This is a genomic window from Leptolyngbya sp. NK1-12 (assembly GCF_032598965.1).
Lineage (GTDB): Bacteria > Cyanobacteriota > Cyanobacteriia > Elainellales > Elainellaceae > Elainella.
This window is the reverse complement of the sequence record NZ_CP053586.1, coordinates 6,102,812-6,118,226: the sequence shown is the minus strand read 5'-3', so window position 1 is coordinate 6,118,226 and position 15,415 is coordinate 6,102,812. Positions and strand designations below refer to the sequence as shown.

Genomic DNA, 15,415 nt, shown 5'->3' with positions numbered 1-15,415 from the left:
GACATCCCAGAAAAGGGGGCGAAGCCAGAAGACAAAATCCTTGTCAAACAGCTTCTTAGAGCGCACCCCTCAAACTTCAGAACTTAAAACTCAAACCCTAAAGCTTCACCCGTGACTTTCCTTCCCCTTTCCGGCAAAACTATTCTTGTGACTCGTGCAGCGGGTCAATCGAGCCAATTCACGACCCTGCTGCAACAACAAGGCGCGACGGTTTTAGAAATGCCCGCGATTGAAATTACGCCCCCCTCTAGCTGGGACGCCCTCGATCAGGCGATTGCCCATCTAGACCAGTTTGACTGGCTGATTCTCACTTCCACCAACGGGGTCGATTATTTCTTTGAGCGTTTAGCGGCTCAACAGCGCTCGCTGGCAGATTTGGCTACGCTAAAAATTGCGGTAGTTGGTCAAAAAACGGCTCAGAGACTGCAAAATCAAGGCCGCCAGCCCGATTTTATTCCGCCTGACTTTGTAGCTGATTCACTGGTCGAACACTTCCCGGAAGCGGTGCAGTCGCTAAAAATCTTGTTTCCTAGGGTGGAAACCGGCGGGCGAGAGATATTAGTGAAAGAACTAACGGCGAAAGGAGCGGAAGTCACCGAGGTGCCAGCCTATCAATCGGGCTGTGCCAAAATGATGCCGTCCGACATTGCAACTGCACTGCAACAGCAGCAAATCGATATCATTACGTTTGCCAGTTCCAAAACCGTAAGCTGCTTTTACCAACTGCTGCAAACCCTGCCCGCGGCCCTGCCGCTGCCTTCTAGCTTTTGCCTCGCCTCGATCGGTCCCCAAACCTCGACCACTTGCCAGCAGCTATTCGGACGGGTTGATCTAGAAGCGACAGACTATACTCTAGAAGGACTCACCGCGGCAATTGTGCAATGGGTACAGCCATGAGAATTATTGGTCTCACGGGCGGTGTGGGCATGGGCAAAACGACCGTTTCTGAGTACCTAAAAACCCGATACAAGCTGCCGATCCTCGATGCCGATGTTTACGCCAGAGCAGCGGTTGAGCCAGATTCCCCCATTTTGAGCCGCCTTGCTGAACGCTACGGGCCAGAGATTTTGCTGCCGACTGGTGCCCTCAATCGGTCTCGACTGGGCGATATTTTGTTCAACGATGCTGCTGAACGTCGGTGGATCGAACAGCAAATTCATCCCTATGTGCGCCACCAGATGACGACAGATTTACATCGATTGGTCGATCAAGGCTGCCCAACGGTGGTGCTGGTGATTCCGCTGTTGTTTGAAGCGGGACTTACCGATTTGGTAACGGAAATCTGGGTTGTGTCTGCTTCTCAGCAGCAGCAAATTGAGCGGCTCAAGCAGCGGGATCGGTTGAATCTCAATCAGATCCAGGCTCGGATTGCCAGCCAGATGCCGATTACAGCCAAAATTGCTGAGGCCGATGTGGTGCTTGATAATTCCTCGTCCTCTGAGGCGCTGTTTCAGCAAGTAGATCAGGCACTGATGGGCAGGGATTGAAGTTGAGCAGCGATTAAGTCCGAGGCCAAATGTCACCTGACTCGAATTCCAACCAATCTAGAGAGATAACGATAAAGTAGATCTGCGATGTAAGCAAATATGGCATGAGCAGTCCTCCCGAAGATCGTGATCCGCACGGTAATCCCCCGCCCGAATCCACTTCCTCCCAATCCAATCTGCCTAGATCGGCAGCAGATTTAGCAAGGCTAGAAAAAGAACTAGAAGAAGTTGAAGCCAGCCTCAGCTACACCCGAAACGACTCCGATTCCAGTTCTACTGCCACCGCCTATGTCCGCACGGCCACACCGCCGCTAATGATGGTAGAAACGGCCTTTCTGGCGAGCACGGCCAGTTTGCTGTGGTTAGTCAGCTACTATCTCAGCATTGGCCCCTGGATGCGGATTTTGTTTCCGATTCCAATCGCGCTGGTCTATTTGCGCTGGGGACTGCGGGCCGCCTGGATGTCAGCAATTGTTTGTGGGTTGCTGCTGTCGGTGCTGATGGGGCCTTATCTCAGCCTGCTGTTCTTTATTCCCTACGGCATTTTGGGCGTACAGCTTGGGGCGATGTGGCGACGACGGGTTCCCTGGCTAGCCTCTATCAGTGTGGGAACTCTGATTTCCACCTTGGGATTTTTCACGCGTGTGGCGTTGCTGTCGGTGTTTTTAGGTGAGGATCTATGGAGTTACCTCACCAATCGCATTACCGATCTGATTCAATGGGCACTCAGCAAATTGGTCGCTTGGGGATTACTGGGCCTGGAAGTGCTGGGACAAACCAATCTGACCACGATCCAAATCGCTACAGTAGGGGTGGTTTTGGTAAGTGATTTTGTTTATTTGTTCACAGTTCATCTGGCAGCTTGGCTGCTGCTAGAACGCCTGGGCAACCCGATTCCTGATCCGCCCCACTGGGTTCAGGTGTTGATGGACGAGGAAAAGTAGCCAATCAAGTCACCAACCCCTGAATGATTCGTATTTACACTAAATTTGAGCAAGCCCAAGCCTGGTTACAGCGGTTCCGAACCAAAGCTCCCCTGTTTGCCTGCGTTTTGGGATTTACGGAAACCGGTCTGATCCCAGGGATTTCAGCAGCCGGAGCCACCCCAGCCGACCGCCAATACACCGCCTTAGCCGATGCCGAGTTTTTGATTCGGGGAGTACAGTCCCATCCCAAATATGCCTTACCGCCGCTGCAAGCTGGAGCCTCGCCAGTGCTGATCACCCGTGCCGTTGTTACTGGTCAGCAGATTCCGGTTTATTTGTTTAATGCCGGGCTGTCCCATCCGCTCTCGGTACCGGCAATTGATTTGGGTGGTAGGGCTGCAGGGTGTCTGAGTCAAGCTGAAGCGCTACCGTTAGAGACAGTGCAGCATTTATTTCAGCAAGGCCTAGCCTGGGGAGAACAGCTCGCGGCCCAAGTGCCACAGAGCTATGTGATTCTCTCTGAATGTGTGGTAGGTGGTACAACAACAGCCTTAGCGATCCTGACCGGATTGGGCTGGAACGCCGTGGGCCTGGTGAATAGCAGCCATCCAACCTGTAATCATCAGCAAAAGTGGGAGGTGGTGCAAACAGGCTTAGAAAAGCTGGTGCAACGGCAGAGACCGACCAGGAAATCTGAATTCAATCGAGAGATGAACGGCTGGGATCCCTTTGAATTAGTAGCAGCAGTAGGCGACCCGATGCAAATCGTCGTAGCTGGAATGACAATTGCAGCGAGCCGGACCGGTGGCGTTCTGTTGGCCGGTGGCACTCAAATGTTGGCGGTCTATGCTCTGATCGAAGCCATTGCTCAGCCAGGACGATGGCCGCAACAGCTCGATTGGCAACCGGAGCACGTTGTTGTAGGAACCACCCGTTGGGTTGCTGAAGATCCAACCGGAGACACCGTTGGACTAGCTCGCCTCCTAGATGCACCCTTGCTGGCAACTCAGCTGAGTTTTGCTGCTTCTCGCTATGCTTCACTGCGGGCCTATGAGCAGGGCTACGTTAAAGAAGGAGTCGGGGCAGGAGGTAGTGCAATTGCGGCAACGCTTTATCAAAGTTGGGATCAGTCTCGGCTACTGGAGGCGATTGAAACGCTAGCTCAGCAGCTTTAATGCTTCCAACCTCTGCTCTGTGATTATGAGGTCTTTTGCACGAGGAGCGACCGGCGAAAACTGCAGCCTATGCCGATTCCTTGGAGGATTGGTACTACGTGCTCTAAAAAACGCCTCTTAAAAAACAGAGCTGTGCAATAACCCAGCAGGCAGCACAGCGGCGACAATTTTTTCAGCAGGAACTTAACGTCAAGAAAGGCGTTTGGCTAGGAGTTGTTCTTCAAGGGCAGCAATTCGGTTATAGGCTGCGGTGAGCTGAGCAGTGAGACGTTGGATTTGGACCTCTGGGGCAAGGCTATGATCGCCACTCTGAGAGTCATCGGGGTAGGTTGTATCAGAAAGGATGTCTTTATGCTCCATGCCGCTATTGAGCACAGTGCGGCTTTGATAGGCATGGTAGGTTTGTCGCGCCAACAAATCAGGAGCAGCGCCATGATCAGAATCTGCCCCTAATTGTTTCACAAACGACAATATTTCAGCAGTTTGATCACCCAACTGCTCAAGCGTCTGGCGCAGCGCGTCAACCTTGATATTCAAAGCAAAAACTTGGTCTTGGAGTGAATCCATTTGACGCTCTACTCGTTTAATTAATGTTCTTCATATCTTAAAAAGGAAATAGTCATGATTAGGTGATATTCCTGAATCATTTAACTTTTAGTCTCAGGTCTAAACATGACAGGCAAAATGTAGCAATTGCATCATCAAAGTACTTAAAGTTTGCGATCACTTCGTTTGCCGATCTATCGAGACTTCAAGGCAATAAGCCAAGGAGGTGATAGAGAGTTGATTGGTTTGGTTGACTGGTGGCCAACAAGGTTCAGCCAAAGTGGAGATCAGATCCATTCAGACCAGCATGATTCCAATTTGATATAGCAAGTCTATTTAAGATCCGACAGGATGATCGAATTCAAATTCCAACAATTATTGTGATTCAGAATAATACCGATTTGCCAGTCTTTCCTTGCCCAAGACAGAACATAAAAATCAGCAAAAATTCCTTATTTTGCTGCTAAACGACACGAAAAGGGTTTTATTCTATTTCTTTGATTTATCTAGCGACTAAAGGATTTGGATTGGTAATTCTTCAAGGAAAATTACAAATTTTGCAAAAAGTTTAAATAAATTCAAATTCTGAAGATAAAGCCGAGATCTGAAGATAAAGCCGAGCTATTGAGAGCCGATCCAAAACCCAAAGAGGGTTACGAAATTCAAAAACTCTGACGAGTTTACTGACTTGCAGTTAGAGAGATCAGCTAGCCAGCATACCTTCCATCTCGTTTAACCAACCCAAACTTTGCCGACTGTAGGTGAAGCGTAGAATAGAGCAGTTAGGCTGACGTAGAGGCAGAACGATGCCATGATGAATCGACGAACGCTGCTGCTGGCTGGTGGAGCCTTGACCCTAAACTATCTGCTGATGGGATGCCAGAGTAGACAGGAGGCCGCCCTGCGGGTGCGCTTGTTGGCCAATTCGCTGCCGCCTCAGATTTTGGGTGAGTTTCAGCACCGCCTTGCAGTTGAGTTTCGCGCTAGTGACCAGCTTGCGGATCTATTTCAGCTCCTCAAAACCTGGCAAACTCCCACTCCGGAGCAACCAAGATTTGGATTGCCCAATTTGGCTAGGCCGGTTGCCGTTGCGGATCTAGTCACTCTGGGTGACTTCTGGTTAACTGCTGCGGTACAACAAAACTTGATTCGGCCTCTGTCGCTAGAGTCGATTGCAGGTTGGCAACAGCTTCCTCCCGCTTGGCAACAGCTTGTGCGCCGTGATGCTCAAGGGCTACCTAGTGAAACCGGCCAGCTCTGGGCTGCGCCCTACCGCTGGGGTAGTTTGGTGGTTGCTTACAATACCGAGAAATTTCGCCAATTGGGCTGGACCCCAACCGACTGGAAAGACCTGTGGCGGCCCGAACTGAAGGGCCATCTGTCGCTGCTGGATAGCGCCCGCTCTACGATTGGTTTGACATTGAAGCAACTCGGTCAATCTGCCAACACCGGCAATCTAGAAACCGTGGCTGCTCTACCTGAGCAACTGAAATCTCTACACCAGCAGGTCAAATTCTATAGTTCCGATGCCTATTTGCAGCCGCTATTGCTGGGAGATAGCTGGGTTGCCGTGGGCTGGTCTACCGAAGTGTTGCCGGTAGTTGAGCGAGATCGACGGATTGCGGCTGTTGTACCTGCTAGCGGTACAATTCTGACGGCAGATCTGTGGGTCCAGCCAACCAAAGCAACCCAGGCCAATCAACCGCCTCCTATTCAGCAATGGCTGGAATTTTGCTGGCAGCCCCAAATTGCCGAACAGCTCTCTCTCCTCAGCTTGGCAGCTTCTCCGGTGCTCGTGACCCAAAATCGCACCCAGCTTCCGACCGCCATTCAGCAAAATCCGCTGTTGTTACCTTCTAACGAGGTAATCGAACGCAGCGAATTTCTGTTGCCAGTTGCTAATTCTGACCAGTACCGCCATTTGTGGGAGACGGTACGCCAAATGGGGTAGGAGTGCTGCGAAAGGCTGAGCGACCGAACGGATTGAGAAAGATGCGACAAGGTACGCTGGCTGTACCGCTAGTCGGGTCGCTAGCTGAGCTGGAATTGATTGTTGAGGCATTGAATTGATCATCAAACTCGCAGATATGCGCTCCCAACAGCTCGCCCTGTAGGTTGAATACGCGCACGCTATAGCCGAACTCTTTTGCGGCTGTGCCAAATCGATTCACAAAAACGTAACGCTGCAAATAATTACAATTTCCCCAAACCTCTTGATTCACTAGCAGATCAACTCGACGGGGTGTCCCATCCGCTCCTGGATAGGCCAACCAGTAATTGAGCAACTCCTGACTGAACCGTTCCGCAATACAACCCGTGTTTCCAAACGACTCTCCCACCCAGCTTAAATTAGCAAACTGCTCCTCGGCCCACCAGAGACTGGGCGGGGTCAATCCAGTTTGGGAAATGCGGTCGGGCGTCACAACAGCAGGATCAATTGAGGCTCCAGGCTGAAACAAGGCGGGATCGAGGGGAGTAGTCAGCAGGAATAAAGTATCTTGATCTGCTGCGTACACAGGGCGACTGCTCAACACAATCAGCATGCCCCACCCCAAGGCCAGCATTCGCCGCCAACCAGAGTTACGCTGCCAAATTTTGGCTTGCTTCGCTGCCTTCACCATTTCATTCGCTCCCACGCCACCTGGTTTTCCGCCTCAAGGGAAGCACCTCTGCCTTCTGTCTCCTGATCTCCGCTTTCCCAACTCTGCCATACCTGTGCCATACAAGATAATTTTGCCGACTTCAAATTCAATTGCTTCCCCATAATTTGATACAACCGTAGAAGCAGTCCCGCAATCAAACCATTATGAGCCTCTCCACTTCATTAGCCGATGCTAAAAACCTGCTTTCCGATCTGGTTGCCCGCTATCGCCATCGCGTAGACTACTTAGCCATCCGCTTAGAAGAGGCTGAAGGCACCGATATTCTACTGCGGGGTAACAAGGTGGAAACCCTCAGCGAAGGCATCTCGATTGGCGGACAGGTGCGTGCTTGCTACAAAGGCGGCTGGGGCTTTGCCAGCTTTAACCGTTTGTCTAGTTTGACGGAACAGGTTGAGGCAGCGATTGCAGCAGCACGGCTTGTAGGAGATGAGGAGACCACGCTAGCTTCAGTTGAGCCGATCCAGGCTAGCTGCCATCTCCCCTTATCGGGCACGGATCCTCGGCAAATTCCCCTGATTCAAAAGAAAGCCCTGTGCAGCCACTATGCCGAAATTCTTAGGAGTGTAGACGACCGGATCACGACCACGTCAGTCCGGTATGGCGATAGCGCTCAGCGCGTGATCTTAGCTACTTCCGATGGGACACTAATCGAGCAATCTTGGGTTGATCTAGAAATGCGCTTCGCGGCGACGGCTCGCAATGGTGAAACGGTTCAGACTGGGCGGGAAACCACCGGCTCCCGCAAAGCCTACGAAGACTTGGAACAGCTTGATACTCAAGTGCAGAGCGCAGCACAGCGGGCTGTAGAGGCCTTGGCCCTCCCCCCGGTAAAGGGCAATACCTATACCGTTGTGATCGATCCCATCCTAGCCGGATTGTTTGTACATGAGGCGTTTGGGCATCTTTCCGAAGCCGACATGATCTACGAAAACCCCGACCTGATGGAGGTAATGACACTGGGACGACGCTTTGGCTCTCCTGAACTGCAAATCTTTGATGGAGCAGCTCCCGAAGGGCATCGCGGCAGCTATTACTACGACGATGAGGGGGTTCCAGCTACCACGACTCAGTTGATCAAAGATGGCGTTTTGGTCGGGCGACTGCACTCCCGCGAAACCGCTGGCAAGCTGGGCGAAGCCCCCACCGGCAATGCCCGCTGCCTCAACTACCACTATCCGCCCCTTGTCCGCATGACCAACACCTGGATTGAGCGGGGAACTACACCCGTTGCCGATCTGTTTCATGGCATCAAAGAAGGCGTCTATGCCCGCAACTGGCTGGGCGGCATGACTAATGGCGAAATGTTTACCTTTGCGGCGGGAGAAGCCTGGATGATTCGCGACGGCAAAATTGCCGAACCCGTGCGGGATGTCAACCTGTCGGGCAATGTGTTCACCACACTGGCAGACATTGAGGCAATTGGCGATGATTTCTACTGGGATGAGTCAGGCGGCTGCGGCAAAGGCGGACAAAACGGGCTAGCTGTAGGCTGTGGCGGTCCGAGTCTGCGGATTCGCAATGTGGTGGTAGGCGGCGAAGCACTGGATGAGGAGTGAGTTTTGGCTTTGGGGAACTCTGATCGAGACGACTTCTATCGAGACGAGCATCCTTCCGTATGGCCCAATCCAACTCCCAGTTCTGCTTTTGCACTGCCGCCTTTGGTGATAAATATGTGCGGCTTGCCCAACTGCTGGCTGCCGATCTGCGCCAGTTTGCGCCCAATCAGCCGTTTCTGATCCTCACCGACTTGCCAGAACGGTTTCGCGACCATGCCAACGTGATCGCTGTTCAGCATTGGTGTCGCGGGGTACAGGCCTATCATGAACGCCGATTTGCCCTGCAGCAAGCCCTCCGCTTGGCCGATGCGGTGATGTACCTGGATGCGGATGTGCGAATCTGTGCGCCAGTGCCAGCGTTGACCTTTGCGCCCGGTTTAACGGCTCGCAGTTGCGGTGAGTTGCGGAAACACTGGCAGGAGCAGTTCGAGCGGCCCAACCCATCAGCTAGTAGTCAGCGCAAAAAGCAAATCATTGAAGCGATGGCCCGCAAAGTAGATGTGGATTTATATGCGCCTGACGTGAAGTTCATCAACGAGTTTTTGTTTGTGGTAACGGCCCAAGCCGGACGGGAACAGGAATTTCTGCGGTTGTGGGGCGAATTGGCGATCTACGCCGATACTTTGGGACTGCACCAGCATCCCACCTACGCGATGGCGCTGGCCGCCGTGAAGAGTGGCTTTCCAGTTCACCACAGCGAAATGGCGGGACTGGATTTTTTTGACGACCGAATTGAAACGATCCGGATTCGCAAAGGGCAATCCACACCAGACGCAAAAGCGCACTATTTTCGGGAACAGTCCCAGATCGAGCAAGCGCCCAAAACGCGAGTCGGGCGACTTCGACGAGTCGGGAGTAGGCGGATTTCTCTAGCCTACCATCGTCTGCGAGTACGGCTAATCGCGGCCCTATTTCCAGCTTTGCTAATCGATTACCAGCCAAGGGTTGGACAGAATCAGCGGTCTACAGCACTCCCTTCGAGCTAGGAATGGTTTGCGCCCGCCGGGGGTCAATTTCCACTGCCATACGCATAGCGCGAGCAAACGCCTTGAAGGTTGCTTCAATGATGTGATGGGAATTGATGCCATCGAGCTGGCGGATGTGGAGCGTCATCTGGGCATGATTCACCACCGCTACAAAAAACTCGCGTACCAGTTGGGTGTCGTAGGTACCGACCCGCTCGGTGGGAATCTGTAGCCCATAGCTGAGGTGAGGGCGGCCAGAAAAATCCAGCGATACTTGCACCAGCGCTTCGTCCAAGGGTGCAACAAAATGCCCAAAGCGGACAATGCCTTTGCGATCGCCCAACGCTTTGGTCAATGCCTGCCCCAGCGTGATCCCGACATCCTCATTCGTGTGGTGATCGTCAATCTCGATGTCACCTGTTGCCTGCACGTCTAGGTCAATTAACCCATGCGACGAAATTTGATGCAGCATGTGGTCCAGAAACGGAATGCCGGTTTTGGCAATGCAGCTTCCTTGCCCGTCTAGATTCAGGCTGACCTGCACATTCGTTTCTCCGGTAACCCGATGGACTGAAGCAGTGCGGCTAGGAAATTCTAACTGACGCGAAGCAGGCTGATTGTCGGGAAGGTTGGTGCGAGAGTCGCGAGTCTGCATGGTGAGATGCCGAAGAATGGCTACAAGATTTTCTGCAAAAGTTTCTGCAAAAGTTTTCTGCAAGATCTCTATTTTGCCTCAGCATCTGACAAAAAAACGCCACTCAGACCAGAGTGACGTAAACCATTTGACGTGACCAATTCTTAGGGTAGGGATTGCTTGGACGATAACCCTGCTACTGAGATTAACCCTGCTACTGAGACAATTGGGCCTTAAGCGGGGTAGCTGTCGATTTGGCGAGCTTCTTGCGGATAATGGAAGGCAAAACTAGCGGCCAAAAGAGTGTAGCAATAATCAAAACCATCCAGGAGAGGCGATCGGTTTTGGGTGTAGAAGTGTCCTTCCAAAAGGCACGAAATGAAACGCCAAAGACAAGAAGCGCGCCAGTGATGTAGAGTACCATGCTGCTGAATTCCTTGATGCTTACGCCTGTTAACTTGCATCTGTTAACTCGATCAAACCACTTGCATTCGCTGAGGAGTAAGGCTAGAATCACCGATTTTGTTTGATCAAGTTCTGCCAAGCTTCCTGGAGAATACCGAAAAATTGACCTCTGTTCTGCCGTGATTTCACGAATCGTTACGTCTGGTCAAACCAGTAGCTCAGTAGTTTCCGCAAAAAACGCTCTGGCTTCAGAGCAACGACAGGCAGGCGCAGTTCCATCAATTCAGGCAATTCAGCTTATTCCTCAGCTTTTGCAGGCTCAGACATGCCCATAATTTCGTAGCCCGCATCTACGTAGAGGATCTGCCCGGTAATGCCGCTAGCCAGATCGCTGCACAGAAATGCGGCTGCATTGCCAACTTCCAGTTGCGTAACGGTACGCCGCAGCGGAGCCGCCCGTTCCACATGGTGAATCATGTCTAGAATGCCACCCACGGCAGAAGAGGCTAGCGTGCGAATTGGGCCAGCCGAGATCGCATTGACTCGTACCTTTTGCGGTCCCAGTTCAGCCGCGAGGTAGCGCACATTCATTTCCAGCGCTGCTTTTGCGATCCCCATCGTGTTGTAGTTGGGGATCACTCGCACGCCGCCCAAATAGCTGAGAGTGAGAATGCTGCCGCCCTCGGTCATTAATGGCTTCGCATAGCGACTGAGGCTGACCAGCGAATAGGCGCTCACTTCGATTGCTAGAGAGAAATCTTGACGCGATACGCTGCTGAAGTCACCGCTCAAGGCATCTTTGCTAGCAAACGCAAGGCAGTGAATCAAAATATCTAAGCGGCCCCACTTATCCTGAATCACCTCGAATGTTTCCTGCATCTGAGCTTCATTCTGCACATCACAGGGGAGGTACAAACTGGGTTGGAGCGGTTCTACCAAATCTGCCACTTTCTTTTCGTTGCGGCCCTTTTCATCAGGCAGATAGGTAATACCCAGATTGGCTCCTGCGGCGTGAAGCTGTTGGGCAATTCCCCAAGCGATTGAGCGGTTGTTAGCGATTCCTGTCACCAGGGCATTTTTTCCAGACAAATTCAACATGACCCTTCACCCAATGTCGTTTGGCGTCTCAAGAATACTGAAAAACGGGGACGGAAAGAAACTGGTGAGGGAGTTTTAAGTTTTGAGTTTTGGCGACATAGCCTGTACGCTGGGCGTTAGTCTTTGCTTAGGCATGGTGTGTAGTTTTGTAGCTTGCTGCTGTGGAAGTCTTGTGAACCGATGTTGCCCAGATGTAGCGTTGCCAGAGGCAGTAGCAGGGGTTTAAGTTCTACTGCCTTGCAACTTTTGGGTTGAACGGCTATGCTCTATTTTCATTACTCAGAAAAAATTCTGAAAATATCTCAGCAAATAGCATTCTGGTCTGAGATTTCAGCATTGTGTAATTCTTGCTACAAAAAACTATCGCATTCTTAAGTTTAGTGTTTTAAAGTCAGAGTTCTATCACAGTATGATTGTGTTATGCAGCACAATTTATCCTAAGAGTTCTGGCTAAAAACTGGTAGTAAGCGTAAATAAGTACGAAGAGCGCTTCGGGGGTTATTACAACTACAGGCTCATACAGGCTCACGATAATAGGCTAGGGATAAAGGCATGGTAGCGTTGCAAGATAGACCGTTAGCAAATGTATTCCGTCAGTTGAGCGGTGGTGCCTTCCCGCCTGTCGTAGAGACTTACGAGCGCGGCAAAACCATCTTCTTTCCAGGTGATCCAGCGGAACGGGTTTACTTCCTGATGCGAGGGGCGGTCAAACTCTCTAGGGTTTACGAAGCTGGGGAAGAGATTACCGTAGCCTTGCTGCGCGAGAATAGCGTCTTTGGCGTACTCTCTCTGATTACCGGGCACCGCGCCGACCGCTTCTACCACGCTGTTGCCTTTACGCCCGTGGAGTTGCTTTCAGTACCCATTGAGCAGGTTGAGAAGGCGCTCAAGGATAACCCAGAGCTGTCGATGATCATGCTGCAGGGTTTGTCGTCTCGCATCCTGCAGACTGAGATGATGATCGAAACCTTGGCGCATCGGGATATGGGTTCCCGTCTAGTTAGCTTTTTGCTAATTCTCTGCCGCGATTTTGGTGTTCCTGCTCAGGATGGCATCACCATCGATCTCAAACTTTCCCACCAGGCGATTGCAGAGGCAATTGGCTCGACGCGAGTAACAGTAACGCGGCTGCTAGGCGACTTGCGGCAAGACAAAATGATTTCCATTCATAAGAAAAAGATTACCGTTCACAATCCAGTCACCCTGAGTCAGCAGTTCACTTAGGTAAGCTTTGAGTGATAGAAACCCCCCAAATTGGGGGGCAGGAGGGCTTAGTTAGCCTTATATCTTCAAACTTTGCAAATCTTTCAAGTCAGTTAAGCAAGCACAAAGTCAACCTCATCAGCGCCTTTGGTTTTGCCCTGGCCACTGGTCAGTTTCTGCCCTTTTACCTCTACAGCAAAGGGAGTGCTGCCCAAGTTGATGTTGTAATCGGTTTCCTGATTGGTATAGCCAACGCTGGCAATCATCTTGCGGCCTTCGGGTGTGTAAATAAAGGCCAGCATTTGGTTTTTGTTTTTCTTATTGTCGCGTGCCCAAACCACCATGTACTGCTTGCCCTGGTAGTCGAACACCTTGGCTGGACGATTGGGAACATAGCGGCCTGGTTCGCCAAAGCTAACATCGAGGAATTTTTGCAGCGAGGCGTCTTGGACTTTGGCATAGGCCACTTCTGCGGCAGAAGCAGGCAGTTGATCACCCTGGCTTTCATCCGGGACATCTTCCTCACCCCGATTCTTGAAGTAATCAACCGCGGCTTTGGTGCCAATTGCGCCGACGGTAGCAATGCCAGCACCCACTAAGATGTTGCGAAGCAGATTATTACGATTAGTCATGATTCAGCAATATCCTGTAACGTTTTCAACTATAGGAGGGCCGTTCGCGCCTTCTAGGTAGGATTAACAAAAACTTCAGACTTGTAATACAGCCTTTTCCAGGCTAATGAAGTACAAAAAATAGGGTGCAGGGGCCGTGCCCCTACGTGGGGGCGAAGCCCCCACACCCCTCGTACCTTACCAGAGTGGAAAAAGCTATAGCAGGCTGATCAGTCATGAAAAGGGCCGCAGGAGCCGGGAGTCAGAACATTACCTACTCCTGCACCAGCGAGTTTGCCCGTTGATGCTCCGCTAACCGTTGCCCTACAGCAAACCCCACTCCTGACTCCTAGCTTTTTCTAAAGCGCTTCCGGCTCCTGACCTGACACCACCGGAGCCACCTTCTTCAGCTTTAGCTCTGGGTGCTCGCCTTCCACCTGCTGACAATTCCACTCATTACGAAACAGCAGCACCGGACGGCCCCAGCTATCTTTAACGGCAACCGTGTTGAATAAACGGCCTACCTTTTGCAAGGCTTCCCAACCGCCCTCCACCCAACGGGCAACGCTATAGGGCAGCGGATCGAGCAGAGTTTCCACGCCATATTCATTCTGCAAGCGGAACTGCACCACCTCAAACTGAAGCTGACCCACCGCCGCCAAGATTGGATCCCGCTTCGATTCGTCGGCAGAGTACATGATTTGTACCGCTCCTTCTTCGCGCAGTTCATTCACCCCCTTGCGGAATTGCTTGAACTTTGAGGGGTTAGGATTGCGCAAATAGGCAAACAGCTCTGGCGAGAACATAGGAATGCCTTCGTACTCCAGCTTTTGGCCGTTATAAATCGTATCGCCAATTGCAAATACGCCGGGGTTATTCAAGCCAATCACGTCACCTGGATAGGCTTCGGCCAACGATTCCCGATCCTGACCAAACAGCTTTTGGGGGTGAGAGAGCCGCACGGTTTTGCCGGAGCGGGCATGGTTCACCACCATATCCTTCTCGAACTTGCCAGAGCAGACGCGGATAAAGGCAATCCGGTCCCGATGTTTGGGGTCCATATTGGCTTGCAGCTTGAAGACAAACCCCGAAAAGTCTGGATGGGTTGGTTGAATTTCGCCAATCGTGCTGCGGCGAGATGCGGGTTTCAGCGCATAGTCGAGAAAAGCAGTCAAGAACAGCTCGACACCAAAATTGGTCATGGCGCTACCAAAGAAAACCGGCGTCATTTTGCCTTGATGAATCAAATCCAGATCAAACTCGGCCCCAACGCCATCGAGCAGCTCTAGATCTTCTTTGAGCTTGTAGTACAGATCCTGCTCTAACAGGTCTTCGATTCGCGGATCGCCCAAATCAATTACCGTATCAGCCGCTTCCCGGCTACCGTGGGCCGACCGCTCAAACAAATGAATCTGCCGCTGGCGGCGGTCGAATACTCCTTTAAACCGATCGCCCATACCGATTGGCCAGTTGACCGCATAGGTCTGCAAACCCAACTCTTGCTCGATCTCGTCCATCAGCTCAAACGGATCGCGTCCGGGCCGGTCCAGCTTGTTGAAGAAGGTGAAGATGGGAATCCCCCGCATCCGGCAGACTTCAAACAGCTTGCGGGTCTGTGGCTCTAGACCTTTGGCTGCATCTTCCAGCATCACGGCATTATCAGCCGCCGCTAGGGTGCGGTAGGTGTCTTCACTAAAATCTTGGTGGCCGGGAGTGTCGAGCAGGTTGATCCAGTAGCCGTCGTATTGAAATTGCAGCACGGTTGAGGTGATCGAAATGCCCCGCTGCTGTTCCATAGCCATCCAGTCGGAGGTAGCATGCCGCTGTGCCCGTCGCGCTTTCACTGCCCCAGCTTCGTGAATTGCACCTCCATAGAGCAGCAGTTTTTCCGTCAGCGTTGTTTTACCTGCGTCTGGGTGAGAAATAATGGCAAAATTGCGTCGCTTTTCTACCGCAGATTGCAATTCAGTTTCGAGTTCATCAGTAGGCATGAAAATTTATCAACCTGCTCAATTCGGCATGGCTCAACTTTATCTTCCAGCATAGCGAGAAATGCATAATTGGCTATCTCCTCTGGCTAGGGTTTCTTGGTTCCCACGGTTTAGTTGCAATGTGGGAATGCTAAGAAAATCAACAAACCAAGGAG

Annotated in this window: 15 protein-coding genes; 8 read left to right on the top strand and 7 right to left on the bottom strand. The window is 51.7% G+C overall.

The window, feature by feature from the left end; genetic code table 11:
* Window positions 1–111: 111 nt before the first annotated feature.
* The 4 genes from HJG54_RS26285 to cobT all read left to right on the top strand — a co-directional run bounded on the left by HJG54_RS26285 (window position 112) and on the right by cobT (window position 3,588).
* Window positions 112–897 (top strand): uroporphyrinogen-III synthase, encoded by a 786-nt coding sequence (locus tag HJG54_RS26285; protein WP_316432183.1) that lies wholly within the window; start codon window positions 112–114, stop codon window positions 895–897.
* Window positions 894–1,487, top strand: a complete 594-nt coding sequence (coaE, locus tag HJG54_RS26280; RefSeq protein ID WP_316432182.1) for a dephospho-CoA kinase — start codon at window positions 894–896, stop codon at window positions 1,485–1,487. The genes HJG54_RS26285 and coaE overlap by 4 nt, the downstream gene beginning before the upstream one ends.
* Before the next feature lie 104 nt (window positions 1,488–1,591).
* Entirely contained in the window at window positions 1,592–2,431 is an 840-nt protein-coding gene (locus tag HJG54_RS26275) for a DUF2232 domain-containing protein (protein WP_316432181.1), read from the top strand.
* Window positions 2,432–2,454: 23 nt separating this feature from the next.
* Complete coding sequence (cobT, locus tag HJG54_RS26270) at window positions 2,455–3,588, top strand: nicotinate mononucleotide-dependent phosphoribosyltransferase CobT (RefSeq protein WP_316432180.1); 1,134 nt, start codon at window positions 2,455–2,457, stop codon at window positions 3,586–3,588.
* A 189-nt stretch (window positions 3,589–3,777) separates the two neighbouring features.
* Here the strand turns inward: cobT and HJG54_RS26265 are convergent, their stop codons facing one another.
* Entirely contained in the window at window positions 3,778–4,155 is a 378-nt protein-coding gene (locus HJG54_RS26265) for a hypothetical protein (RefSeq protein WP_316432179.1), read from the bottom strand.
* A 790-nt stretch (window positions 4,156–4,945) separates the two neighbouring features.
* On the opposite strand from HJG54_RS26265, the gene HJG54_RS26260 reads away from it, so the two are divergent.
* Window positions 4,946–6,085, top strand: a complete 1,140-nt coding sequence (locus HJG54_RS26260) for an extracellular solute-binding protein (RefSeq protein ID WP_316432178.1) — start codon at window positions 4,946–4,948, stop codon at window positions 6,083–6,085.
* Here the strand turns inward: HJG54_RS26260 and HJG54_RS26255 are convergent.
* The gene (locus HJG54_RS26255; protein WP_316432177.1) at window positions 6,033–6,755 is read right to left on the bottom strand and encodes a hypothetical protein; all 723 of its coding nucleotides are present in this window, start codon (window positions 6,753–6,755) and stop codon (window positions 6,033–6,035) included. The genes HJG54_RS26260 and HJG54_RS26255 overlap by 53 nt on opposite strands.
* A gap of 185 nt (window positions 6,756–6,940) precedes the next feature.
* Between HJG54_RS26255 and HJG54_RS26250 the strand changes: the two genes are divergently transcribed.
* Window positions 6,941–8,353 (top strand): TldD/PmbA family protein, encoded by a 1,413-nt coding sequence (locus HJG54_RS26250; protein ID WP_316432176.1) that lies wholly within the window; start codon window positions 6,941–6,943, stop codon window positions 8,351–8,353.
* Window positions 8,354–8,412: 59 nt separating this feature from the next.
* Window positions 8,413–9,339, top strand: coding sequence for a hypothetical protein (locus HJG54_RS26245; protein WP_316432175.1), 927 nt, complete (start codon window positions 8,413–8,415; stop codon window positions 9,337–9,339).
* On the opposite strand, the gene hisB is transcribed toward HJG54_RS26245, so the two are convergent.
* The 3 genes from hisB to fabI all read right to left on the bottom strand — a co-directional run bounded on the left by hisB (window position 9,317) and on the right by fabI (window position 11,455).
* Complete coding sequence (gene hisB, locus HJG54_RS26240) at window positions 9,317–9,973, bottom strand: imidazoleglycerol-phosphate dehydratase HisB (RefSeq protein WP_035999236.1); 657 nt, start codon at window positions 9,971–9,973, stop codon at window positions 9,317–9,319. The two genes, HJG54_RS26245 and hisB, sit on opposite strands and share 23 nt — an antisense overlap.
* A gap of 193 nt (window positions 9,974–10,166) precedes the next feature.
* The gene (locus HJG54_RS26235) at window positions 10,167–10,376 is read right to left on the bottom strand and encodes a hypothetical protein (RefSeq protein ID WP_316432174.1); all 210 of its coding nucleotides are present in this window, start codon (window positions 10,374–10,376) and stop codon (window positions 10,167–10,169) included.
* A gap of 278 nt (window positions 10,377–10,654) precedes the next feature.
* Window positions 10,655–11,455, bottom strand: a complete 801-nt coding sequence (fabI, locus tag HJG54_RS26230; RefSeq protein WP_316432173.1) for an enoyl-ACP reductase FabI — start codon at window positions 11,453–11,455, stop codon at window positions 10,655–10,657.
* A 552-nt stretch (window positions 11,456–12,007) separates the two neighbouring features.
* Here fabI and ntcA point away from each other — a divergent pair.
* Window positions 12,008–12,679, top strand: coding sequence for a global nitrogen regulator NtcA (gene ntcA, locus HJG54_RS26225; protein WP_035999246.1), 672 nt, complete (start codon window positions 12,008–12,010; stop codon window positions 12,677–12,679).
* A 92-nt stretch (window positions 12,680–12,771) separates the two neighbouring features.
* Here ntcA and HJG54_RS26220 read toward each other — a convergent pair whose 3' ends face one another.
* A complete protein-coding gene (locus HJG54_RS26220) occupies window positions 12,772–13,290 on the bottom strand; it encodes a hypothetical protein (RefSeq protein WP_316432172.1) in 519 nt (172 codons plus the stop codon).
* A 338-nt stretch (window positions 13,291–13,628) separates the two neighbouring features.
* Complete coding sequence (gene prfC, locus HJG54_RS26215) at window positions 13,629–15,260, bottom strand: peptide chain release factor 3 (RefSeq protein WP_316432171.1); 1,632 nt, start codon at window positions 15,258–15,260, stop codon at window positions 13,629–13,631.
* Window positions 15,261–15,415 lie beyond the last annotated feature (155 nt).